This window comes from Acinetobacter sp. GFQ9D191M, assembly GCF_011174875.1.
Classification (GTDB): domain Bacteria; phylum Pseudomonadota; class Gammaproteobacteria; order Pseudomonadales; family Moraxellaceae; genus Acinetobacter.
In genome coordinates, this window is record NZ_JAALGV010000071.1 from 80,012 (window position 1) to 104,197 (window position 24,186).

At 44.2% G+C, this 24,186-nt stretch carries 23 protein-coding genes; 11 read left to right on the forward strand and 12 right to left on the reverse strand.

Annotated features, from left to right (window positions below; all coding sequences use genetic code 11):
• Positions 1 to 26: 26 nt before the first annotated feature.
• The 5 genes from topA to G5T77_RS11085 all read right to left on the reverse strand — a co-directional run bounded on the left by topA (position 27) and on the right by G5T77_RS11085 (position 5,756).
• Entirely contained in the window at positions 27 to 2,669 is a 2,643-nt protein-coding gene (gene topA / locus G5T77_RS11065; RefSeq protein WP_166136253.1) for a type I DNA topoisomerase, read from the reverse strand.
• Between the two features lie 31 nt (positions 2,670 to 2,700).
• A complete protein-coding gene (locus G5T77_RS11070) occupies positions 2,701 to 3,150 on the reverse strand; it encodes an ammonium transporter (RefSeq protein ID WP_004781877.1) in 450 nt (149 codons plus the stop codon).
• Between the two features lie 112 nt (positions 3,151 to 3,262).
• Complete coding sequence (locus tag G5T77_RS11075) at positions 3,263 to 4,264, reverse strand: PIN domain-containing protein (protein WP_166136250.1); 1,002 nt, start codon at positions 4,262 to 4,264, stop codon at positions 3,263 to 3,265.
• A 19-nt stretch (positions 4,265 to 4,283) separates the two neighbouring features.
• On the reverse strand, positions 4,284 to 5,285 hold the full coding sequence (locus G5T77_RS11080; protein ID WP_166136246.1) for a hypothetical protein: 1,002 nt from the start codon (positions 5,283 to 5,285) through the stop codon (positions 4,284 to 4,286).
• A 225-nt stretch (positions 5,286 to 5,510) separates the two neighbouring features.
• Positions 5,511 to 5,756: a SlyX family protein gene (locus tag G5T77_RS11085; protein ID WP_004781873.1), complete on the reverse strand. Its 246-nt coding sequence runs from the start codon at positions 5,754 to 5,756 to the stop codon at positions 5,511 to 5,513.
• 39 nt (positions 5,757 to 5,795) lie between these two features.
• Here G5T77_RS11085 and G5T77_RS11090 point away from each other — a divergent pair, with 39 nt between their 5' ends.
• Together G5T77_RS11090 and G5T77_RS11095 are read left to right on the forward strand one after the other, a co-directional pair.
• A complete protein-coding gene (locus G5T77_RS11090; protein WP_166136243.1) occupies positions 5,796 to 7,703 on the forward strand; it encodes an ATP-binding cassette domain-containing protein in 1,908 nt (635 codons plus the stop codon).
• A 123-nt stretch (positions 7,704 to 7,826) separates the two neighbouring features.
• Complete coding sequence (locus tag G5T77_RS11095) at positions 7,827 to 8,762, forward strand: lauroyl acyltransferase (protein WP_166136240.1); 936 nt, start codon at positions 7,827 to 7,829, stop codon at positions 8,760 to 8,762.
• 40 nt (positions 8,763 to 8,802) lie between these two features.
• On the opposite strand, the gene G5T77_RS11100 is transcribed toward G5T77_RS11095, so the two are convergent.
• Together G5T77_RS11100 and G5T77_RS11105 are read right to left on the reverse strand one after the other, a co-directional pair.
• Positions 8,803 to 9,210: a GNAT family N-acetyltransferase gene (locus tag G5T77_RS11100; RefSeq protein WP_166136237.1), complete on the reverse strand. Its 408-nt coding sequence runs from the start codon at positions 9,208 to 9,210 to the stop codon at positions 8,803 to 8,805.
• Positions 9,211 to 9,546: 336 nt separating this feature from the next.
• Positions 9,547 to 10,677, reverse strand: a complete 1,131-nt coding sequence (locus tag G5T77_RS11105; RefSeq protein WP_166136234.1) for an endonuclease/exonuclease/phosphatase family protein — start codon at positions 10,675 to 10,677, stop codon at positions 9,547 to 9,549.
• A gap of 188 nt (positions 10,678 to 10,865) precedes the next feature.
• Between G5T77_RS11105 and asd the strand changes: the two genes are divergently transcribed.
• The 5 genes from asd to truA all read left to right on the forward strand — a co-directional run bounded on the left by asd (position 10,866) and on the right by truA (position 16,955).
• Positions 10,866 to 11,984, forward strand: a complete 1,119-nt coding sequence (gene asd / locus G5T77_RS11110) for an aspartate-semialdehyde dehydrogenase (RefSeq protein ID WP_166136231.1) — start codon at positions 10,866 to 10,868, stop codon at positions 11,982 to 11,984.
• A gap of 138 nt (positions 11,985 to 12,122) precedes the next feature.
• Positions 12,123 to 13,727, forward strand: coding sequence for a hypothetical protein (locus G5T77_RS11115; RefSeq protein WP_166136228.1), 1,605 nt, complete (start codon positions 12,123 to 12,125; stop codon positions 13,725 to 13,727).
• Between the two features lie 65 nt (positions 13,728 to 13,792).
• Positions 13,793 to 15,121, forward strand: a complete 1,329-nt coding sequence (locus G5T77_RS11120) for a fimbrial protein FimV (RefSeq protein ID WP_166136225.1) — start codon at positions 13,793 to 13,795, stop codon at positions 15,119 to 15,121.
• Between the two features lie 46 nt (positions 15,122 to 15,167).
• Entirely contained in the window at positions 15,168 to 16,139 is a 972-nt protein-coding gene (locus G5T77_RS11125; RefSeq protein ID WP_166136222.1) for an asparaginase domain-containing protein, read from the forward strand.
• Between the two features lie 18 nt (positions 16,140 to 16,157).
• Positions 16,158 to 16,955 (forward strand): tRNA pseudouridine(38-40) synthase TruA, encoded by a 798-nt coding sequence (truA, locus tag G5T77_RS11130; protein WP_166136219.1) that lies wholly within the window; start codon positions 16,158 to 16,160, stop codon positions 16,953 to 16,955.
• Positions 16,956 to 17,063: 108 nt separating this feature from the next.
• Here truA and G5T77_RS11135 read toward each other — a convergent pair whose 3' ends face one another.
• Positions 17,064 to 18,071, reverse strand: coding sequence for an AraC family transcriptional regulator (locus G5T77_RS11135; protein ID WP_004781856.1), 1,008 nt, complete (start codon positions 18,069 to 18,071; stop codon positions 17,064 to 17,066).
• A 231-nt stretch (positions 18,072 to 18,302) separates the two neighbouring features.
• On the opposite strand from G5T77_RS11135, the gene infA reads away from it, so the two are divergent.
• From infA to G5T77_RS11150, 3 genes are all read left to right on the forward strand, one after another.
• Positions 18,303 to 18,524, forward strand: a complete 222-nt coding sequence (infA, locus tag G5T77_RS11140; RefSeq protein WP_001284370.1) for a translation initiation factor IF-1 — start codon at positions 18,303 to 18,305, stop codon at positions 18,522 to 18,524.
• Between the two features lie 140 nt (positions 18,525 to 18,664).
• Entirely contained in the window at positions 18,665 to 19,060 is a 396-nt protein-coding gene (locus G5T77_RS11145; RefSeq protein ID WP_166136216.1) for a hypothetical protein, read from the forward strand.
• A 182-nt stretch (positions 19,061 to 19,242) separates the two neighbouring features.
• Entirely contained in the window at positions 19,243 to 19,656 is a 414-nt protein-coding gene (locus G5T77_RS11150) for a hypothetical protein (protein WP_166136213.1), read from the forward strand.
• A gap of 63 nt (positions 19,657 to 19,719) precedes the next feature.
• Here G5T77_RS11150 and leuB read toward each other — a convergent pair whose 3' ends face one another.
• From leuB to leuC, 4 genes are all read right to left on the reverse strand, one after another.
• Entirely contained in the window at positions 19,720 to 20,799 is a 1,080-nt protein-coding gene (gene leuB / locus G5T77_RS11155; protein WP_166136210.1) for a 3-isopropylmalate dehydrogenase, read from the reverse strand.
• 41 nt (positions 20,800 to 20,840) lie between these two features.
• On the reverse strand, positions 20,841 to 21,404 hold the full coding sequence (locus G5T77_RS11160; RefSeq protein ID WP_166136207.1) for a hypothetical protein: 564 nt from the start codon (positions 21,402 to 21,404) through the stop codon (positions 20,841 to 20,843).
• A gap of 87 nt (positions 21,405 to 21,491) precedes the next feature.
• Entirely contained in the window at positions 21,492 to 22,142 is a 651-nt protein-coding gene (leuD, locus tag G5T77_RS11165; RefSeq protein ID WP_166136204.1) for a 3-isopropylmalate dehydratase small subunit, read from the reverse strand.
• 21 nt (positions 22,143 to 22,163) lie between these two features.
• A complete protein-coding gene (leuC, locus tag G5T77_RS11170) occupies positions 22,164 to 23,597 on the reverse strand; it encodes a 3-isopropylmalate dehydratase large subunit (RefSeq protein ID WP_166136201.1) in 1,434 nt (477 codons plus the stop codon).
• A gap of 262 nt (positions 23,598 to 23,859) precedes the next feature.
• Here leuC and G5T77_RS11175 point away from each other — a divergent pair, with 262 nt between their 5' ends.
• Positions 23,860 to 24,096 carry a DUF2061 domain-containing protein gene (locus G5T77_RS11175; RefSeq protein ID WP_159123642.1) on the forward strand — a complete coding sequence of 79 codons (237 nt, stop codon included), beginning with the start codon at positions 23,860 to 23,862 and terminating at the stop codon, positions 24,094 to 24,096.
• The last annotated feature ends 90 nt before the right edge of the window (positions 24,097 to 24,186 follow it).

The window sequence follows — 24,186 nt, forward strand, 5'->3', positions numbered from 1 at the left end:
TCAGCATTTTCTTGATGTCTTATAGCTTAGGCCTCAACCCATTTGCCATCCTGATAGACCAGCGACCATTTGGTTTGCTTGCCTTCAGGGGTTTCCGAACCAATATATTGAGACTGGTTCTTACGGCTGAATTTCACCAAGGTTGGATTTCCTTCAGGATCCCCATCTGGTGCCTGCAAAATAAACTGATATTTTGGATCTAGCTGATCCGCTACAGTACGCAGTTCTGCAACCTTCGGTGCGCGAGTTTCACGGACTTTCGGGAACTTGCTCGCGGCCAGGAACAGACCGGCGGCACCATCACGCAGAACAAAGAAATCATCATGCTTGGTTGAACGTAAGTGTTCCATCTTGATCGGATCAACACGCGGAGGCGCAGGTTGACCATTCTTCAAGACTTTACGGGTATTCTCACAGCTGGTACAGGCAAAATATGGACCAAAACGGCCAGTTTTCAGCTGCATTTCACCATCACATTTATCACATGGGATGGTTGGGCCATCATAACCCTTAATCTTGAATTCGCCTTCTTCCAGCTCATAACCTGTACAGTCCGGGTTATTACCACAGATATGCAGTTTACGGCCGCCATCAATCACATAGCTGTCCATTGCAGTGCCACAGACTGGACAACGTTTTTTCGACATCAGGTCAGCAGTTTCTGCTGCATCATCATCAGATAGTGCAGCCAGAGATTCAACCGGAGTCAGGTTCAATGTACCTTTACAACGTTCTTTCGGTGGCAAGTTATAACCCGAACAACCCAGGAATACGCCTGTTGTACCGGTACGGATCTGCATCGGACGGTCACATTCTTTACAATGGACTGCTTCAACTTCTACAGGCTGATTGCGGCGCATGCCGTTTTCACCCTGAGCATTGGTCAGACGTTTTTTGAAGTCACCATAGAAGCTGTCTAACAGATCTTTCCAGTTACGCTCACCATCTGCCACTTTATCCAGCTGACCTTCAAGGTCTGCAGTAAAGTCATAGTTCATCAGGTTATTGAAGCTTTCATCCAGACGATCGGTGACGATCTCACCCATCTTCTCAGCAAAGAGACGACGGTTCTCCAGTTTTACATAACCACGATCCTGAATGGTCGAGATAATGGCAGCATAAGTCGAAGGACGACCAATACCTTTTTTCTCAAGCTCTTTGACTAAAGATGCTTCAGTAAAACGTGCCGGTGGTTTGGTAAAATGTTGAGATGGATCTAGTTTTTCCAGCTTCAGCACTTCACCAACTTTCACAGCAGGCAACAGTACATCATCATCAGATTTGTTCTGGCCACGAACTTTGGTGAAACCATCAAATACCAGAGTACGACCTTTGGCTTTCAGTTCAACACCATTCGCATCCACTAAAATAGTCGATGATAAATATTCTGCTGGTGTCATCTGACAAGCTACAAATTGACGCCAGATCAGGTCATACAGACGCTGTGCATCACGTTCCACTCCAGCCAGACTATCGCCTTTCAATGCCACATTGGATGGACGAATGGCCTCATGGGCTTCCTGCGCACCAGCTTTATTACCATAACGGTTCGGCTTGGCTGGCAGATATTTCTCGCCATATTCAGACTCGATATGACCACGCACCATATTGACTGCATCATCACTCAGGAAGGTGGAGTCAGTACGCATATAGGTAATGAAACCAGCTTCATACAGGCGCTGTGCCAGCATCATGGTTTTCTTCACCGAGAAACCTAGACGGGTACTTGCGGCCTGTTGCAAGGTAGACGTGATATACGGCGCGCTTGGATTCACCTTGGTCGGCTTATCTTCACGGCTAATAACTTTATATTCAGCGTCTTTAATCAGATTCAGTAAAGCATCTGTTTCAGCTTTATTATGCAGCTTTAAAGTCTTGCCATTTTGCTTGACCGCTTCCAGACGAATATCATCTTTCTTGGATTTGGTATCTGCAAAAACCTGCCAGTATTCTTCAGGAATGAACTTACGAATTTCACGTTCGCGTTCCACGACCAGCTTTACAGCGACAGACTGTACACGCCCCGCAGACAGACCACGGGCAATTTTTTCCCATAGCAGTGGCGAAATCATGAAGCCGACGACACGATCCAGGAAACGGCGTGCCTGCTGGGCATTGACCTTATTGGTATCTAGACGTGAGGGCTGTTTAAACGCTTCCTGAATGGCATTTTTGGTAATTTCGTTAAAGACCACACGTTGATAGCGTGAATCATCGCCGCCGATCACTTCTTTTAAATGCCAGGCAATCGCTTCCCCTTCACGGTCCAAATCCGTTGCGAGATACACTTCATCGACTTGCGATGCCAGTTTTTTCAGTTCAGCGACTACGCCTTCCTTGCCCGGAAGGACTTCATATTTGGCTTTCCAGTCATGTTCTGGATCGACACCCATCCGGTTAATCAACGCCTGCTGTGATTTTTCCGCTTTTTCTGCTTCAGTCAGCTTGGTTCGGGTCACCGGTTTTTTCTCTGCAGTTTTCGCAGAGCCGCCCGTCGGCAAGTCACGCACATGACCCACCGAGGATTTCACGATGTAGTTTGAACCGAGATACTTGTTGATTGTTTTCGCTTTTGCAGGCGACTCCACAATCACCAAGGCACGTTTACTTCCAGCGTCGGAAGACTTCGCCGTGCTGCTTTTTGATGTGGACCGAGGAGCGTTCGCCATATTAACCGTTTAATCCTGTTTATTTCTAAAATTAAAGTTCAGCCAAAGAATGTAATAGTGCCTTGATGTCATCAAGTTGTGTGGCTCTAAGATCAGATTCTTCATCCCAATAGAGTCCTACACAGTTTGCCTGCATATCAATAGCATAAATGCCCTTTAATGCAATGGGAAAATCTTTAAATTTGTCATCCCCATGCACCAGTTCAAGTTTGTTATCAACCACGCGGGCACGCATCAGCGGTAAACGGGCATCTGGAAGCAGCACACTGTAATAGGCCACCATACTGGCACGACTTTCAGTCGCCTTGGGAATATTGGTCCAGTCCGGCGCAACCACCAGACGTGGATGTAAGCCCATCTTGCGGGCTTTATCACGCATGAGTCCTAATGCCTTTTCTCTGGGACTCACACGCAGACCAAAAATAGACCCCAGTACGAAAACGATGATGACAACTGCCACCCAGATTCCGGTATTTTCCATAGTTCAACCTTTATGTTCTTATATTAGATTTGCATAAGCCCGCTATAAAAGGCAAGCACCGCTTGCGAAATACTATTTTATTCTCTGTACTTATTACTTTTACGTCTTTGTTTTAAGATAAGATTTCAGTGTTTGGCTGATTGATGATATGCGGTTGTATCGCCATTGGAATCAGGCAGGACTTATCCAGATTAGCCCAAGCCTGTATGAGCAGGCTGTTATAAATCAACTTGGTATTGTCCTGTTTGAGAATATCCTGCTTCTTTAAAACCTGAATGAAATCTTGCGCCGCTTGCTGGTGTTCTAAGCCTAAGATTGAGCGTACTGAATTTAATAAACTTGCAGTTTTGGCCGGACGGCTACTTCCACTCTTCGCCAGATAATCACTATAGATTTTGACCCGCTGTAAATGAGGCTTTAACTGAATATCAGCAATACTTGGTAGAGTAATCGCTATGGGTTTCGATTGTTTGAGCGCTTCCAGTTTTAACAGTTCGTGCATCCGATTTAGCTCATAACTTACTTTTTGATCCTGAATCTGAATCAGCTGATAATTTTTTAACTGGCCAATGACCTGCTTGATAGTGGCAGAAGTTCCTTTTAGCCAAGACTTTAAGGCATTGTTTAGAGAGTTAAATTGTTTAGGCTGATTTTTTACTAATAGTTTAACCGCAGCGAAAAGCAGTTTGAATTCGGCTTTTTCTGGATGAATGTGCTCTAAAGATAATTTAGTGGAACATGTGGACTGAATTTCTTTTTTCTTCTGTTGTGCCTGAAACCCCATCACTTTGAGTAAATCGACAATATATTCAAATTTCTTGTCATTCGACATGACATCAAATTCAGCTTCAGATGCCTGCATTTGTATAGACAACTGCCCGGCTACAAATGCCAAGCCAAAATCAGCAGCATCAGGTCCGGTTTTTGGCATTTTAATTAAGACCAGACGCTTTTGAACTACATGAGCAGACAGATTTTGCAATCCATCCAGACTCAAGGCTACAGGGGATTTTGCATAAACCAGATAAACAAGGGCATAGGATTTGAGCAGGCTGAGTAACTCATTTTCTGTTTTAGGCTGATTTTCAATATCCAATAACAGTATTTTTTTCATATGCCCTCATGAGATTATTCTAATTTAGAAACATCTCATGACTATATAACACTTCGTGACCATTCCAATAAATATATCCTTTTTCAATCAACTCTTTAAGTAAAAGACGGACATCTGACTTTGGAAATAACTGCTCGAGTAAATCACGTAATTCATAAATATCTTTAGGCTTATTTCCCTGTAATTCGCGCAGCTTGCGTGCGACTTCAAGCTGTACCGGATCAATTTTATTAAAGTTTTTGAACAGACCTTGCTGGGCAGACTGGATTGGAGATTGAACAGGCTCAACAACAGGCTCTTCAGGATTAAGCTTCGAGACTACCTGATCCAAAGCTGGTTTTTCAGCGGATACATGTTCATTGAGATCTAGCTGCACCCACTGTTTCAGCACTTTTTTACGGAAACTGATCTGCTCGTCATAGCGTTTGACTATTTTCAGATTAATCAGCATGCCAACTACATGCTGGGCTTTGCTTGGTAAAACTTGCAGAATATTAGTGACTGAATTTTTTAAGGTGTCGAGCGTGGTCGGTTTGCCACTCATCTTGCCGAGCGCATCACAGTACTTTTTCACCAGCTGTAAAGCTGGTTTTGCTTTAATGGCTTCAATACTTGGCAACTGGATTTTAGGTTTATCTTGAGTCTCTGTGGATGCATCCTCTGGTAGGACCTGAATCAGGCTGCAATCAACATCTGAAGCCTGCAGCATCTGCATTAGCATTTCACTGCTATCCATCGCAGAGATCAGCTCGACATGAGTATCTGCTTCCAGCAAAGCCATCAGCTGCCCCACAATCACGGCATATTCATATTCCTTATGCTCTGCTTCCGGGACATCCAGAATGATAATTTGTCCACTGCTGATCCAGCTCGCCAACTCAGTCAGTTCTTCTAGAGCAAACTCGAATTTTCCGGCACAGTTAAACAAATACAAGGTCGGATAATGTTCAACAATGTCACGTAACAGTTTGGCTGTAGGAAAGTTATTTTCGAGATCAAGAAGGACAACTTTTTGGCGCATAAGGCAAGATTAAAAACTGAGCTAGAAAAATACTATTAGAGTAGGAAGTGTGTGAAAGGTCAAATAGTTTCCTCCTTCCATGAAGATATTTAGATTTTAAAGATCATCTTGGACGAAGTAAAAGTGGCGACTTGGTTTAGGTTTATCGAGCTTCACCTGCTTAAAAGAAAACCCTCACGACTGGAGGGCTTTCTTTTTGTTTTCTTTTTAAAAATTATTTGTAAATTAATAATGCGGTGGACGGTTGGTGACCGGATCAAAAGCATCAATCCCTTCGGACAAATCTGCAGACTCAACACGTTGATATAACAACTGCATTTGTTTTTTTAAATCGGCAATTTCCAGATTCTGGCGAGTGACCTGCTGATTCAGCTGTTCAACTAAATCATCTAAAAATGCAATTCGCACTTGCAAATCTTCAATGGGTGCGGAAAATGACGCCTGATCATTTAGATTTTGTTGTTTAGTCATTTTAAGTCCTCATTTGGGATTTCAGGAAACATTAACATTATGGCCTATATTACTTTAAGGGATGTCCAACTGGCATTTGGCGGACCTGCCTTGCTCGACGGCGCCAACTTTAATTTGGAACGCGGTGAACGAGTATGTTTGATTGGCCGTAATGGTGAGGGTAAGTCTACCTTACTTAAACTGATTGAAGGAAGTTTACTCCCGGATAGTGGTGAAGTTTCGTTACAAAATGGCATCACCATTTCCATGCTGGCCCAAGACGTGCCAATGGATTCCGGCAAGGTTGCAGATATTGTTGCCGACGGCGCTGGTGAAGCTTCAGAAGTGTTGCGTGCCTATCATGAAGCCAGTGAAGCCTGTGTGCTGGGCGATATGGAAGCCTGTGATCGCATGGGACATTTGCAGCATCAGATGGATCAGCTGGATGGCTGGGCTTTGGAAACTAAGGTCAACTCAATCCTGAGTAAAATGGGACTGGATCCTGAAGCGGATCTGGCCGATTTATCTGGCGGTCGTAAACGCCGTGTCCTGTTGGCACGTGCCCTGCTCACCCAACCTGATGTGCTGTTACTCGACGAACCGACGAACCATCTGGACGTCGAAAGTATTGAATGGCTGGAAAAATTCTTGCTCGAGCAGAATAACTTGACCTTACTGTTTATTTCGCATGACCGTGCCTTTGTGGACAGTATTGCGACCCGTATTGTCGAGCTGGACCGTGGTATTTTGCGTAGCTATGAAGGCAACTATTCACGTTACCTCGACCTAAAAGCTCAGCAGCTGGAAGCAGAAGAAAAACAGAATGCCCTGTTCGAGAAAAAACTCGCTGAAGAAGAAGCCTGGATTCGTCAAGGCATTAAAGCACGTCGTACCCGTAACGAAGGTCGTGTCCGTGCTCTGAAAGAATTGCGTGAAGAGTCTAAAGCACGCCGCTTCCAGCAAGGCAAAGTCAACATGTCGACTCAGGAAGCACAGCGTTCAGGCAAAGTGGTGTTCGAGATTGAACATCTCAGCGTGAAGTTTGGTGACAATGCACCGATCATTAATGATTTCTCGGTGCTGGTAATGCGTGGCGATCGGATCGGTCTGGTGGGTGATAATGGTGTCGGTAAAACCACACTAATCAAAGCCATTCTGGGAGAAATCGAGCATGGCGGTACAGTCAAAACCGGTACCCAGTTGGAAATTGCTTATTTTGACCAGCTACGTAATGTGCTGGATCTGGAAAAATCAGTTAAAGATAACGTTTCGGAAGGTTCAGATCATGTCGATGTGAATGGCCAACGTCGTCATATCTATAGCTATTTACAAGACTTCCTGTTCTCCCCAGAACGTGCCCGTACGCCAGTTAAAGCCCTTTCAGGTGGTGAACGCAACCGTATTCTGCTCGCCAAACTATTACTGAAACCATCCAACCTGATCGTGATGGACGAACCGACCAACGATCTGGATATGGTGACGCTAGAACTGCTGGAAGAAATGCTGGCGGAATACAAAGGCACCCTGCTACTGATCTCGCATGACCGTGCTTTTATGGACAATGTCGTCACATCAACCTGGGTCTTTGATGGCAAAGGCAATATTGATGAATATGTCGGTGGCTATCAGGATTATCTGGAACAACGTCCAGATCAAACTGTGGTTGACCAGAAAATGGCTGTCAAAAAAGCTCAGGCCAAAGCCGAAGCAGCAGTTACACCTGTAGCATCGGCTCCGAAGAAAAAACTCAGCTACAAAGATCAGCGTGAACTGGAAATGTTACCGGCTGAAATTGAAGCACTGGAAAAAGAACAAGCTGAACTTTCTGACAAACTGGCGGATGGCTCGTGGTTTGTCACAGATGCAGCAGCAGCGACCAAGGCCTCTGAACGTTTAGGCGAAATTGATGAGATTTTGCTGGAAAAAATGGAACGTTGGGACGAACTGGAAAATATGACCAAAGGCTAATCTTTAAATCGCCTAGTCACTAAGCATCTGTATTCGTACAGGTGCTTTTTTATTTTACAGTTTTTTATTTCAAAAAGCTCTTCTGCTACACTGCTGACATCTTTGATTTCAAATATTGAATTTATGAGTCGAACGCCAGAATACAAACCCGGTGAATTTCAATGGTCATTCCTGTTGCCGCAATACTGGGGTATCTGGGTGGGTATTGTATTTCTGATGATTCTGGCCATCTTACCTTGGGCGATTCAGCATCGTCTGGCACGTCTACTCGGCCAGATGGCATTTAAATATTTGAAATCTCGCCGTGAAACTACGCTTCGCAATCTGGAGGTCTGTTTCCCGGAATGGTCAGCTCAAGAAGTTCAGGACAATGCTCGTATGGTCTTTATTGACCAGATGCTCGGTGTATTTGAGACCTTGAATGCCTGGTACTGTCCAAAATGGTTTAAAGGCCGGGTACAGATTGAAGGGCTGGAACATATCCAGCAGGCTCAGGCAGAAGGTAAAGGGGCTTTATTGCTCGGTACCCACTCGACTTTGCTGGATGCAGGTGGTTATTTATGTGCACAGTATTTTGAGCCGGATGTGGTGTATCGACCACAAAATAATCCCTTGCTCGATATGCTGATTTACCGCTGCCGTACCACCATTTATGCCAACCAGATTGACCATGATGATATGCGCGGTCTGGTGCGTAACCTGAAAAATGGCCATGCTATCTGGTACAGTCCGGATCAGGATTTTGGTTTAAAACAGGGTGTGATGGCACCCTTTTTTGGAGTACCTGCAGCCACAGTCACTGCACATCGTCGCTTATTAAAAATGACCAAAGCCGCTGCCATTCCACTCTATTTTTATCGAACTGGTGATATTAAAGATCCATGCTACTGTGTGTTGATCGAGCCTGCGGTAGAGAACCTGCCAAGTGCGGATGAAGTCGATGATGCAACCCGGGTAAATCTGATTATTGAACGCCAGTTGCGCATTGCACCGACGCAATATATGTGGTTCCACCGTCGCTTTAAGACCCGTCCTGAAGGCTATGATAAAATCTATTAAAAACTAGAAAAAATATGGACGGTATTATTGGCAAGACAACTCAATGATCCGTTCCTTGATAAATCCACATCGCTTCTGTATGCCCTGCACGCTCAAAACCTAGAGCTTTATAAAATTCAGTGGCATGCTGATCAGCCACCAGAATTTTCTGATGAAATCCTGAATAACGTTGCAGCATTTCTTGCATGATCAGACGACCAATACCCTGTCGCTGCACCTCCGGGTGAACCAATAAATGTGGGAAATACACCACCAGATAACCATCTGAAATCGCATTTCCCAAGCCGACCAGCCGACCGTTGATACGTGCCGTCACCAGACTATGAGAATGCTGCAAAGCCTGTAAAAGCAATTGAGGTTTTTCTGCAGCTGACCATTGATTGACAAGATAGAGCTGTAGCACTTCGAATTCATTGACTGAATCATGATCGGAAATCATAACTTCCATTCAGGTAATATCCATTTTTTAATTTAAATTTTATTTAAATAATCAATTAATTATAATAAAAAAATGAGCCAAAAATAATTTAACCCGGGTTCTACATCCTGTAAAACCCGGGTTAATGAGGTTGTGCTTTCATATGTTATAATTGCTTCTTCGTTGTTGTGATTTCCCTTTCAGCATCATTTCCATGATGTTTTCATTCAGCTTCGTCTTCCTTATGAGAATATCCTTTCTCGACTCCCTGTGCTGATAAGCTTAGAATACGTGGATTCCTCTGTACTGCCCATTCGCAAGAAGCGGAAACTGCTGTAAGCAATATCGTACACTTTTCAGCTAAAACTATAAGAATTTCTCCTCATTCTTATAAGCCATCGCAATCTTATCAGTGACTTTCTTCTCTTCTTTCTCTGCCTTTTCAATTCCTTCCTGAATGGCTTCTTTGGCTTCCTGATCATCCTGATCCGTTTCTTCCAGTTCTTCCTGATGATGCTCAAATACCCGGCCAGTTTGTAATACCAGATAAACCGGAAAATGATCTGATCCGACGTGTTTTAAACGCTCCATATGCACCAGAGCGAAATCGGTGCTGTGAAACACATGGTCAAGTGACCAGCGCAATAAAGGATAATCGGCATGGAAGGTATTCACATAACGTCGGCCAACACGCGGATCCAGCAAACCGCTAATGCGCTGAAATAAACGTGTTGTGCGTGACCAGGCCACATCATTCAGATCTCCCATCACAATGCAGCTTTCATCCAGATCCTTAATCTGGTCCCCTACAATCAGCAGTTCCGCATCACGTAAGGTTGAATCTTTGGCTTCAGTTGGGCTTGGCGGTTTCGGATGCAAACAATAGAGCTGTACCGGCTGTCCGGAACGTAACAAGACCTTGGTATGAATCGAGGGAATTTCATCACTCAGAATAAATTTAACCTCGGTTTCACTCAGCTCAAGTTTGCTGTACAGATGCATGCCATACAGATTATCCAAAGGTACAGGTACCCGATAGGGATAATCTGGCTCAATGACAGCCAATGCATCCTGCCATGTCTGATCGGTTTCCAGCGTTAAGACCAAGTCTGGCTGATGGATCTGAATCTGTTCAATCAGTAAATGATATTTGGTATTGGTGGTGAGGACATTAGAGACAATCAGGGAAATCTGACGATCCGGATCCAGCTGATCCTGCTTGACCTGCTTGACCTGTTTTTTCCAGACAAAGGTATAGGGCAAGACCATTTTCAGCTGATACGCCAAAGCTGCGATCAGACCAACAAAAAGCAGCTGATTGAAGGCCGTCCACGGGTGATCGACGAGGAGAAAAAGAACAAAGGCAATGAAGCCCAAAACCAGAATCTGCAAACGTGGAAAATCTGCACCACGAATCCACCATTCATCTCGGGGAATCAGCGACCAGAAACTTAACCAGATGACCACGATTGCCATGATCTGGATAAACCCTACCATAAGATACACTCTTTACTAAGTTATTATTTTTTCTAAAAGAAAAATTGCTTTATCAATTTTGTATGTATCATAAAGCAGATATTTCGCTCAAGAATATTGATGTTTTGATTGTGTAGCTCTTGCAGTCACGTCCCTTTTTGATACACTCGAATCCCTTTTGATTTTTTAACGCACCGAGGCAAAGTGACATGAAAGTAGGTCTGGTCGGTTGGCGCGGGATGGTAGGTTCCGTCCTTATGCAACGTATGGTTGAAGAGAATGATTTTGCTCATTTTGAGCCATTCTATTTTTCTACCAGTAATGCGGGTGGTGAAGCTCCGGCATTTGGTGGTAAGACTGCCCCAGCACTTATGGATGCAACAGACATTAACAGTCTGAAGCAAATGGATGTCATTATTACCTGTCAAGGTGGCGATTACACCACTGAAGTTTTCCCGAAAATGAAAGCTGAAGGCTGGGATGGCTACTGGATTGATGCAGCATCTACCCTGCGTATGGATGATGAAGCAATCATCGTACTTGATCCGGTGAACATGCATGTAATCAAAGATGGTCTGGTCAAAGGCACCAAAACTTTCGTGGGCGGTAACTGTACCGTTTCCCTGATGTTGATGGGCTTAGGCGGTCTGTTCCAGAACAATCTGGTGGAATGGGCAACTTCCATGACTTATCAGGCAGCTTCTGGTGCTGGCGCGCAAAACATGCGTGAGCTGATTACTGGTATGGGTTATTTATATAACAATACCAAAGACTTGCTAGATGATCCGCGTTCACCAATTCTGGACATTGATTCTAAAATTGCTGAATTGCAACGTGGTGAAGGCTTCCCGTCTGCAAACTTCGGTGTACCTTTAGCGGGTTCTCTGATTCCATACATCGACAAGCAACTGGAAAGCGGCCAGTCTAAAGAAGAATGGAAAGGTCAGGCTGAAACCAACAAGATCCTGGGTAACCAGCAGATCGTACCGATTGATGGCCACTGTGTACGTATCGGCGCAATGCGTTGTCACTCTCAGGCATTAACGCTGAAACTTCGCAAAGACGTTCCACTGGATGAGATCGAAGATATCATTGCAAACGCAAATGACTGGTCTAAAGTTGTGCCAAACACTCGTGAAGCATCAATGACTGATCTGACTCCTGTTGCAGTCACTGGCACATTAACTGTACCTGTTGGTCGTCTGCGTAAACTGAACATGGGTAAAGAATACTTAGGTGCATTCACAGTCGGTGACCAGTTGCTTTGGGGCGCTGCAGAACCTTTACGTCGTATGCTGCGCATCTTGATTGACTATAAAAACTCTTAAGTTTCCGTCAGGAAATAAAGCACAAAGCCGATCTTTATTGATCGGCTTTTTTGTGTAACTATTGCGTAAGTATTTTACAAAAAACAAACATCCCGTTAATCTATAATTTTCGCTATGCGATAATGACTGAGCTCACAGATGACTGTATATAACAAATTAAAGCTTGCCATTTTAGCCATTGTTGCTTCACAAAATATTTATGCGATTAATGTAGATCCGGTACAAATCCAGTCTGCACCTGGGGAATTGCTTTATGCTGAAATGAATTTCCGTCAATCAGATATTAACTTGCCCATTGAGGTAAGTTTAGCCTCGCCAGAAGACCTGATTTCTATGGGTGCATCGCATCAGCCACCGGGTCATTTAAATTTTTTCACCCGTCGCAACAGTAATGGTACTGGGGTTATTACCATTACCTCCTCGCGCCCGGTCACTGATCGTGAATTAAATATCATTGTCAAAATAAAGGAAGGCAATGCAGCACGCCTACAGCATATCCGTACTGCATTAAGACCTAAAACTGATTTGTTACAGGCCAGCCTGAAACAGAATGAACAGCCACTCGCGCCTGTCGTAGTCGTGAGTGAAAAAGATATTGCCCTGAACTTACCGGTGAGTACGCGTTATACCAATGCCCCATCCAAACCAGCCACCTCATTTGTAGCAGAAAAACCATTAGCCTTACAAAACACAGCACCTCCTGCATTATCAGCCAGCTCGATTCCTAAAACAGCCATAGCTGCTGTTACCCATGAGCCAACATCAAGTATTGCAGCTCAGATCGCGAGCCCAACAAAACTTAATACTGAAACTGCGGTAGCAACGACAAGTCATAGTTCACAGCAAGCTGGTACTGTAAACACTGCGCCAGTGAATACTCCATCCAAAGCAATCAACACGGCTGTAACTCAAGCAGATGTAACGCCAAACTTACAGGCTGCAGCGACAAAAGTTCAGGCTGAAACAAAACCAGCTGAAGTTGCAGTAGATCCAACAAATAAAAATGTGGCCTCAGTGCAAGTTTCTGCACCGACAAGCACTGAAAATCAGATGGTGTCCAGTGATCCACTTGTCAAAAAATATGCAGAACAACAGGCACGCAAGCAGGCTGCATCCATTACTGCACAGGACAAACCAAGTTTAGCGGCTAAAACTCAGGCACAGCCAACAGCTCTCAAACAAAGCGTCTCAACCCAGATCAAACCGACCTATGTGGTACAGTCAAATGAGTCGCTTTGGGGCATTGCTTCCAGGATTGCCAATGAACAGCAGCGTCCAGTGAGTGAGGTCATGCAGCAAATCAAACGTGAGAATGAACATGCTTTTATTGGAGGCGATGCCAACCGCTTGCGTAAAGGTGCAGCGCTTAATTTAGCGACCGTTCATACTGCGAAAACTCCGATACAGGCCGCAGCGATTAAGTCTGCTCAAGCACCCTCCAAACCTGCTGCAAAAACCAAATATCGCCTGAATGAGGCTGAAATGAGCCTGGTTGCCGAGAATCAGCGTGATTCCGGCCAGGTTTCTGCCAACTCAAACACAAAAGAAAATCGAACTTCGAAAGAGTTGTCATTAAAAGTTATGACAGCCCGTGAAAAAACCGTTAAATTACAGAGAAACGTAACTGAACTAGAATTGGCACTCAATCAGAAGGATCACAGAATTCAATTATTAAATGCTCGTCTTGCCCAGCTGCAACAACAGCTTAAAGCACAACAGGCAGATAAAAAGCCAATTAATTAAAAAGTTACACATGACGATTTATTGGGATAGGCGAACTTAATGACTCTATCCCCAAGGGGTAAAACATGCTGATTTATGTGATTCCATTAGTGATATTGATCATCGTATTAATTGTCGTAAAAAAACGACAAGATGCTCAAGAATCAGATAAAGCAAAAACTAAAACTGTAAAAGCGAAAAAACCTGGCGCTGCGTCAAAATCCACTTCACAAAGAACCAAAGTGGTCGAGCCAGCCGGAGTCGTTAAAAAATCAGCAACGCCTCTATCAGCAGAGACACGCAAGAAAATTGAAGGTCTGATTCAGGAACGTAATTTCTTTGCAGCTGAAGCGCAAATCAATCAGGCACTGAATCGCGATAATTCTCAACATGAGTTGTATTTACTGCTACTCGACATTCATATCCTGCAAAAAGATGAATTTGCGATTTCACAGCTGATTAACCATGTTCGCTCTCTGGAACTGGAAGATATTCTGGCTCAGGCTGAGGTCAAAAAGCGTGAGTTTGAAAACTCTTCGGTCGCTGTTCAGGATACTATTGATTTCCCAAGTGCTCAGCCACAAACCCCTCCTGTACAGGAAAGCAAACCTTCTACAGATGCCTTTGCAGACCTGGTTGCCACTCCTGCTTCAAACGAACAGGCATTTGATGCATTACAACAGGAACTGCAACCAAGCAAACCAGCTGCTGTAGCGGAACCAGTACCTGATATCCAACCCTTAGAGTTCAACTTTGAACCGAAGATTCCAGCGGCTGAGCCAGTAAAAACGGAAGAAGCTTCGCTTGTATCAGATAATTCAGTTGAATTTGATCTTCAGATGAATACTGCTGAAACCCAGACTGCTCCAACAACAGCAACTGAGTCAGCACCGGTTCTGGATTTTAAGCTTAAGCTTGAACCATCTATATCCTTAGAAACAGAATCAGCGCCTGCAACAACAGAAGAAATCCAGCCTTTAGATTTCTCTTTCTCTCTAGACACTCCAACACCTGCAGCGGAAAAAACCGCCGAACCTGCGACTGAGTTTGATCTGTCTAGCCTCGATATTGCAGCGCCTGCAACTGAAACACCTGCTACGTCTGAAACATCTGGACTAGATTTCAAACTTGATAATATCGAAGCTGTAAAAGAGGCTCCTGTTTCTACAGGGGTGAATTTTGAGATTCCGACAGCGCCAGTAACTACAGCAACCGATCAACATGATCCATTGGTGCAGTCTTTCCCGGAGCTGATGGAAGTTAATGAAGCGGACCTTAACCTGGAGCTGGCACAGCAATATATCCAGTTAGGCGCTTATGCAGCTGCCCGTGAAGTCATTGCTGAACGTGAAGCTGAATATACAGCAGCACAACGTCAGCAAGCCGATCAGTTGCTGAATCAAATCGCATCTTAATCAATTTCCCTTTACACTAAAGCAGTCACATTTGGCTGCTTTTTTTATGATGAAAGATATTGCACTGATTTATATGGGCGGCACCTTTGGCTGTGTCGGTGACCCGCTCGCCCCTATGTCTGCCGATTTATTTATTCCAAAACTGGAACAGCTGCTTGCTACGGATCAACCGTTGATTCAGTATTACTGCGCTCCTGTGATTAAGGACAGCAGTGCCTGTACTGCTACAGACTGGTTAGAACTGGTGCAATTTATCCAAAATCTGCAATCTGAACAGCAGATACAACATTTTGTGATTATTCACGGGACAGATACCCTGAGCTATGCCAGCGCAGTATTGGCACATTTTATGGGGAATTCGGCTCATATTGTGCTAACTGGCAGCCAGTATCCCCTCCTGAATGCTGAAGGCGATGCGCAACGCGAATTTAGCGATGCCATGGACAATCTGAGCTTTGCGCTCGCTTCAGTAACTCAGTGTAATGCAGGTGTTTATCTGGCTTTTCATCAGCAACTGATTCATGCTCAAACTGCCTTAAAGCAACATACCACTGAGCTGAATGCCTTTACTGGTCTGGATGCGCATATCGCTATTCAGGCCAACCAGCAAAGTCATCAGGTTACAGCAGACGATATTGCCAAAGCTCTGGATTTTAACTGTATGAGCTTGATGATGCAGCCGATCGATTTAGTTCAACAGTTCAATAATCTGAAAAATATTTTGGCCTATCCTCCGCATTTTCTATTCCTGCAAGGCTTTGGAACCGGCAATCTGGCCGTCAATCCAGATATCGTAGATTTCATCAATCAGCTCTATGCCAAAGGCTGTATCTCGGTCTTAACTACTCAAGTGCCTTTCGGTGCCACCGATCAGCGTTATGCCATTGCTGAATGGGTGCATGATTGCAAAATTCTACTCAATGAAAGTTATGGCCATGCTGATCTTTATGCAAAAGCCCTAAAAATGTATTTACAATATGACACGGTAGAGCAATGGCATGCCCATTGGTACGATTAGTCAGGTTTTGAGGTCATTATGCAGCGTTTTGCGGTGGGAATTGAGTTTTGTGGAACGAATTATCGAGGTTGGCAGACTCAACAACCGGGCGTAATCAGTGTTCAGGAGACCATCGAGAAGGTACTCAGCAATATTGCCGATGAACCGATTATTCTGCATGGTGCAGGCCGAACCGATGCCGGCGTGCATGCGACCAATATGGTCGCACATTTTGATACCCATGCCTTGCGTTCTGAACGAGGCTGGTTAATGGGCTCAAATAGCCAGTTACCTAAGGATATCTCAATCCAATGGATCAAGGAGATGGATGATGGCTTCCATGCACGCTTTAAAGCACAGGCACGCCGTTATCGTTATATTGTCTATAACCATCCGGTACGCCCTGCCTTGCTGCATAAACAGGTCACTCATATTTACTATCCACTTGATGTAAAAAAGATGATTGAAGCGGCTGCAAAGTTTGAAGGCACACATAACTTTGAGAGTTTTCGTGCAGCAGCCTGCCAGTCCAATCAGCCGGTACGTCACGTCCGTCACTGCCGCCTGATCCAGCATGGGCCTTATCTGATTCTAGATATTCAGGCGGATGGCTTCCTGCATCATATGGTGCGAAATATCGTGGGCTGTTTACTGGAAATTGGTCAAGGCATGTATGAGGTTGACCATATTGACCATATTTTTGCAGCAGAAGATCGTAAAGCAGCTGGCGTTACCGCACCACCGGATGGTCTGTATTTTATTCAGGCTGAATATCCAGAACATTTTGACCTACCCAAAGTACCTTTGGGTCCATACTGGTTAAATATGCCGGAATAAGCTAATTATTTTTAATTTTTAAATCCCTCCTAACCTCCCTTTGAAAAAGGGAGGAACTCCTCTCCTTTATTAAAGGAGGGGTTGGGGGAGGATTTTAGATTTTAAAGATTAACGCTGCTTGCGCTTCCGATATTCCACCGGCGTTTCATTGGTCCAGCGTTTAAAAGCACGGTAGAAGGTACTTGGCTCCGAGAATCCAGTCAGATAAACGATACGTTCTACACTTTCATTGGTACTCGCCAATAAACGTTTAGCCAGACGACAGCGATAATCGGACAGAATCTGCTGGAAACTGGTATTAGCCTCACTGAGCTGGGTACGTAAACGGCGTGGGGTAATATTCAGTTGAGCGGCTACAGTTTCCAAAGTCGTTTCACCACTTTCTAAAGTAGAACCGATTGCACGACGTACTTCCCCGACTAAATCGTAACGAGCCAGTTCCTGTAATTTTTCAATTGCCAGCTGTTCATGTAGCTGCAACAGTTCCGGTTCTGCCTGCCAAAGCGGGAAATCAAGAATGCTTGGATCAAAATACAAACGGGTTTCTTTCTGTCCCAGACTTACCGGACATTCATAAACCCGGAAATATTCTTCATCTGCCGCGCCTTTGGAAAAATTGAAATCGATATAGATCGGTTCAAAGCGGCCTTCAGTAATAAATTTAAAGAAACGCAGCACACCCGACATCGCACATTCGGTAAAGTGACGATTGACCAGACTTTCAGCAAAAGGCTGTTCACCATTGGTCAGATAGCAGCGATCGTCTTCGACCACCAGCTTGGCATGAAAGGCATCACTGATCAGACGCTGATAAGCCAGTGCACGTTTCAAGCCTTCACCAAAATTCTCTGATGAAATAAACAGATGCTCGATCACCTGTCCGCGATAGAGCGGCAAATGTTCACCCAGATGCAATCCGATATCCGGGTCCTTACTGACCTCTTCTGCGGCAACCCAGAAGGCATACTGAGCACTGAGCGGAGTACGATCATTGGTCTCCACCTGATTTAAAGCGACTCCTGCTTTTGTCAGAAGTTCTTCTGTTGGCAAACCTGCACGACGAATCGCCTGATAGCCTAAACGCAATACGACTGATGCATCCGTTAGCTGACTCACTCAAAAACCTTCCTTGTATGTACTTCATTTATACTTAAAAAGATTGAAATTAGATTAACTGTGATTGACCAAACTGACAACAGATACCACACGCTTTTTAGTTAAAAAGTTTAAACTCACACTTCGCTTATTTTACTGACAGATGATCAGTCTAACGCCCGTTACACCTTGTGTTTTGCGAAAAAATTGACTATAATTTGCGCCTTTCCAATTTATTCATTCAGGTAGGCTATGGCCAATAAAGAGGAACTCATCGAGTTCGAAGGCGTTGTCACCGAGACGCTTCCTAATACTATGTTCCGTGTACGTTTAGAAAACGGTCACGAAGTAATTGCCCATATTTCTGGTAAAATGCGTAAACACTATATTCGTATTTTGACTGGCGATAGCGTGAAGGTCGAAATGACTCCTTATGATTTGACTAAGGGTCGTATCACATACCGTGCGCGCTAAGTTTTAGCGGAAGCAAAAGCCACTCATCCAGTGGCTTTTTTATTGTCTTTTCTTTTATATCAATTCCCCTGCACATTCCCTATACTGCATTCGAAGATAATAATTTCTATTTTTCCTCTAATAAAAACAGTGAATCATTCATGCAAAAAATCTTGCTTTCTCTGATCCTAGGAATCAGCCTGAGTGCCTGCGCCACTACAAGTTCGATAAAATCACGACAACTAGATCAGCAACTACAGCAATATATTGGCAAATCTGCAGAATCAATTCGCAAGGATCTGGATTTAACTGCACTCGGTTTTAAGACCTCAAAAGCACCTGTGCAAACGGAAAAACGTCTGAGTTATACTGTACTTCGCACCATTGAACTTCCGTTGGGAACACCGGCCATTCAGCAAAGTGTCAGTATAGGTGCTCCTGTACGATTCGCGACTGCACCCGGCCCAGGTTATCAGGTTGAAATGCCCTGCCAGATTCATTTTCAACTAGAACAAGGGATTGCTCAATCCGTGCAATATAGCGGACGTGCCTGTTAAGACTTATTTTTGCGTTTTATTCATTTTAAAGTGGATATAAGAGCGTTCTAAGTTGTCTTGAATTTGACAGCTACAGCTAACTGCCTGATTGATCCTGTCTTGCCTAATAATAAATTACAACAGTTCCTCTCACACTTTGCTACTACACTGTTTTTAAGCGTTCCTTGAGTAGGAGTGATGTGATGTTGTTAAGCAAAGGTACTTCTCTGGTATTGGGCTTGAGCATCCTGTTGCTCGGTCTGTCAGGGTGTGCACAAACACCTAAGATCAGCCAGACTGACCGTGAAACTTATTTACAGCAATTTATTGGGCAGAGTAGCCAGTATATTGATCGCAATTTAGATCTGAAACGTTTGGGTTATCAGCAAATCAGTGAACCTGAGCTCAGCTCCCAACAGCTCAGCTATGTCGTGGAACGTCCTGTGACCGTTCCCTTACCGATTGCCCAGTTTCCGGCAGCAGGTACTGGCACAGTTCCGGTTCCAGTCACTGTGAGTCCTGCATCAGGTTATGATGTGAATTTGCAATGCAAGATTACCTTTTTGCTCAAAGACAATATTGCAACTTCTGTCAGCCTTTCGGGTCGAACCTGTTAATCAAAATCAGTCGTAAAAAACGCAGCTCAAGGCTGTGTTTTTTACGTGGAACTAATGTGTAACTTAGTTCAATGCAGTTACCACTGCCTGACCCATTTCCACAGTACCCACTTTAGTCATGCCTTCAGACATGATGTCAGCAGTACGCAGACCTTGGTCTAAAACATTACCTACCGCATCTTCAATCGCTTTAGCTGCAGCTTCTTCACGGAAGGTATAACGCAGCATCATGGCTACCGACAGAATGGTTGCCAATGGGTTTGCCAGGTTTTGACCTGCGATATCTGGTGCAGAACCATGGCAAGGTTCGTACATACCCTTACCATTTTCATCCAATGAAGCTGATGGCAACATACCGATTGAACCAGTCAGCATTGCAGCTTCATCAGACAGGATGTCACCGAACAGGTTAGACGTTACGATCACGTCAAACTGTTTAGGCGCACGTACTAATTGCATCGCAGCATTGTCTACATACATATGAGACAGGTTAATATTTGGATATTGCTCTTCTTTCAGTGCAGTCACGGTTTGTTTCCAAAGCTCAGTCACTTCAAGCACGTTGGCTTTATCGACTGAACATACTTTACCGCCACGCAGGCCAGCAAGTTCGAACGCAACTTTGGCAATACGTTTGATTTCAGACTCTGCATAAACGTCAGTATTGAAACCTTGTTTTTCGCCATTTTCCAGTTCACGGATCCCGCGTGGCTGACCGAAGTAAATACCACCAGTCAATTCACGTACAATCAGAATATCCAGACCAGAGACAATTTCCGGTTTCAAACTAGAGGCATCAGCCAATTGCGGATAAAGAATTGCTGGACGCAAGTTCGCAAACAGATTCAATTCACTACGTAGTTTTAACAGGCCACGTTCTGGACGGATTGAACGCTCAATCGTATCCCACTTTGGACCGCCTACAGCACCGAGCAGAATCGCGTCTGCTTTTTTCGCCTGTTCAGACGTTACGTCTGGATAAGGTGAACCGTGTGCATCAATCGCAGCACCGCCCAACAGACCTTGTTCCCATGTTAAACCCAGATTGAATTTTTCATTAACTCGTGTAAGCACCTGTTCTGCGGCTTTTACAATCTCAGGGCCAATACCGTCACCAGCTAAAATCAAAATTTGTTTAGACATGAGCTTTTCCATTTATAAGGTCAGGCATCCACCTGACTAGGTTAAATTTTTTTTTCTACAAACTCTGCAATGCCATTGATGACATTATAGGGTTTGCAAAAACGACGAATCACTTTCTGCTCTTGCAACAGGTCCACACACAATGGATCAGGTGCAGAGGCATTTAATAAACTGGTGCTACGTGCATTTCGGTCACGGAACATTTTCAGGGTATAACGTTTATTCGCCTTAAACTGCTGGAATAGATGCAGAGTTTCAGCCTTATCCTTGCTAATCGGATAGAAACGCACCACCAGTTCATGCTGCCCTTCCGGCACAGATAAATAAATCGGATTATCCTGTTTCAGGTTTTTGGCCTGCAAACGAACCAAACGCTGATCCAGCGCTTCTGGGCTGATTCGCTTGGTGGCCTCATCCACAATCATGGTCCGATCTAAACGTTCAAACTGACAATCCGGTGTGCCTGCACAATAAATCAAGGCATTGGATTTGCTTTCTGCATCTTCTTTGGCGTGTTTAAGTTTGATGGTATCAATGCTCTGACACGCGGTCATCAGCACTGATACTGCACTTAGAGCAAGCCACTGTTTCCAATACGTTGCCATGATGTCTGTATTAACCTATCAAAAAAATTAATAATCTTCTGATATTAGCAAGGCCTTCGCAGTCATGCCATGACAATTTTTGCTGTTTTATGAATGAATTTCAGCAAATACCCATGGGAGTGATTGTTTGGTTTTTTCTTCGTAGGCACGAATATCATCTGCTGCCTGCAAAGTTAAGCCAATATCATCCAAACCATTTAACAAACAATGCTTACGGAATGGGTCCACTTCAAACTTGAAGCTTTCGCCATTTGGTGTACGAACTTTCTGCGCTTCCAGATCAATCGTTAACTGATAGCCTTCAGCTGCTGCACATTCCTTGAATAACTGATCAACCGTTTCTTCCGGCAAGATCACCGGCAACATGCCATTTTTAAAACAGTTATTAAAGAAAATATCAGCAAAGCTTGGCGCAATCACAGTACGGAAACCGTATTCATTCAATGCCCACGGCGCATGCTCACGGCTTGAACCGCAACCGAAGTTAGCACGTGAAATTAAAATCGATGCACCTTGATAACGTGGCTGGTTTAATACGAAGTCCGGGTTAATCGGACGAACCGAGTTATCCTGACCCGGATAACCTTCATCTAAATAACGCAACTCATCAAACAGGTTTTCACCGAAACCAGTACGTTTGATCGATTTCAAAAACTGTTTTGGAATAATTAAATCTGTATCGACATTGGCACGGTCTAAGGGTGCAACAATACCTTGTTCAACGGTATAAGCTTTCATATTTCTGCTCCTGCGTACCAATTAAAATGAACGGACATCGACAAAGTGACCGGCAATCGCTGCTGCAGCAGCCATGGCTGGGCTCACCAAATGGGTACGACCGCCATTACCCTGACGACCTTCAAAGTTACGGTTTGAAGTTGAGGCACAATGCTCGCCTGGCTGCAATTTGTCAGCATTCATTGCCAAGCACATAGAACAACCTGGTTCACGCCATTCAAAACCAGCTTCGATAAAGACTTTATCCAAACCTTCAGATTCTGCCTGCTGTTTCACCAAACCCGAACCCGGAACGACCATGGCCTGTTTAATGCTAGAAGCCACTTTACGGCCTTTGATTACTTCAGCCGCAGCACGAATATCTTCGATACGTGAGTTGGTGCAAGAACCGATGAATACACGGTCTAACTGAATATCTGCTAAAGCCTGACCTGCAGTTAAGCCCATATATTGATAAGCACGGTTCCAGTCATTGCGCTGTACATCATCTTTGGCCTGTTCCAAAGTTGGAACCGCTTGAGACACCGGAATCACCATCTCAGGAGAAGTCCCCCAAGAGACTTGTGGTTCAATCTCTTCACCTTGCAACACCACGACTGTATCGAAGTGGGCGCCTTCATCAGAGTGCAAGGTATTCCAGTACGCAACCGCCTGATCCCATTGCTCGCCTTTCGGTGCATATGGACGGTCTTTGACATACTCAATGGTTTTTTCATCGACTGCGACCATACCGACACGTGCGCCCGCTTCGATTGCCATGTTACATACGGTCATACGGCCTTCGATCGACATGTCACGGAATACCTGGCCACCAAATTCAATCGCGTGACCTGTACCACCCGCAGTTCCAATTTTACCGATAATGGCTAAAACTACATCTTTCGGTGTTACGCCTTGACCCAATTTACCGTCAACGCGCACCAACATGTTTTTCATTTTCTTTTGAACAAGACATTGGGTTGCCAATACATGTTCAACTTCTGAAGTACCAATCCCGTGTGCCAAGCAGCCAAATGCACCATGTGTTGCAGTATGTGAGTCACCACATACAACGGTCATACCTGGCAAGGTTAAGCCTTGCTCAGGACCAACAACGTGCGCGATGCCTTGACGAATATCGTTAATATCAAATTCAACAATATCGAACGTCTTACAGTTATCATCCAGGGTTTGTACCTGGATACGTGAAGTATCATCTTCAATCCCAGCCACGCCCTGCTCACGCTCCTTTTTAGAGGTCGGTACGTTATGGTCAGGTGTCGCAATATTGGCACTTAAACGCCATGGCTTACGGCCAGCAAGTTGCAAGCCTTCAAAGGCTTGTGGCGAAGTCACTTCATGCAATAAATGACGGTCGATATAAAGTAGAGCTGAACCATCATCTCGTTGTTTTACTAAATGGTCATCCCATAACTTATCGTATAATGTTTTTGCTGTTTGGGTCTCGCCTGCCATGTCGATGTGCTCCACTGGACTGGGTAAATTCTTTCGCTAATTTTGATTATATCGCTGCATTCACATAAATCTAATTTATCATTTTTATTAGTTAAAAAACTTTTTGGAATCTTTTAAAACTTAAATTAAATCATGGTTTAGCTCTCTTTTTATAAATCTAATTTTCCGATCTTTTTATTAAAAATATTCGTTTTTACAAATTAAATGAGAATTATTATTATTTCCTCATCGGCACAGATCATTTGTTTTGAGGAAGATCCACATGGCACATATTCAACGTTTCGTAGACAACAATCAGCGCATGTTCAAAAAGACATTTAGCTATTACATCATGCACATCACTGTCGCGATGTTAGTGGGCTATTTTGTCACAGGCAGTTTAACCATGGCGATTGCCTTGAGTTTATTAGAACCGACTGTACAGGCAGTTGCTTTCTTCTTCCACGAGAAAATCTGGGAAGCAAAAAGCCAGCAACAGGATGAGGAAATCACCGCATAATTTTTTGTCGATTTTCCTCTTTGAGCCACCTACCCTCGGTGGCTTTTTTTATGACATAAAATAAAACATTAGGACTTACGCATTGACGGA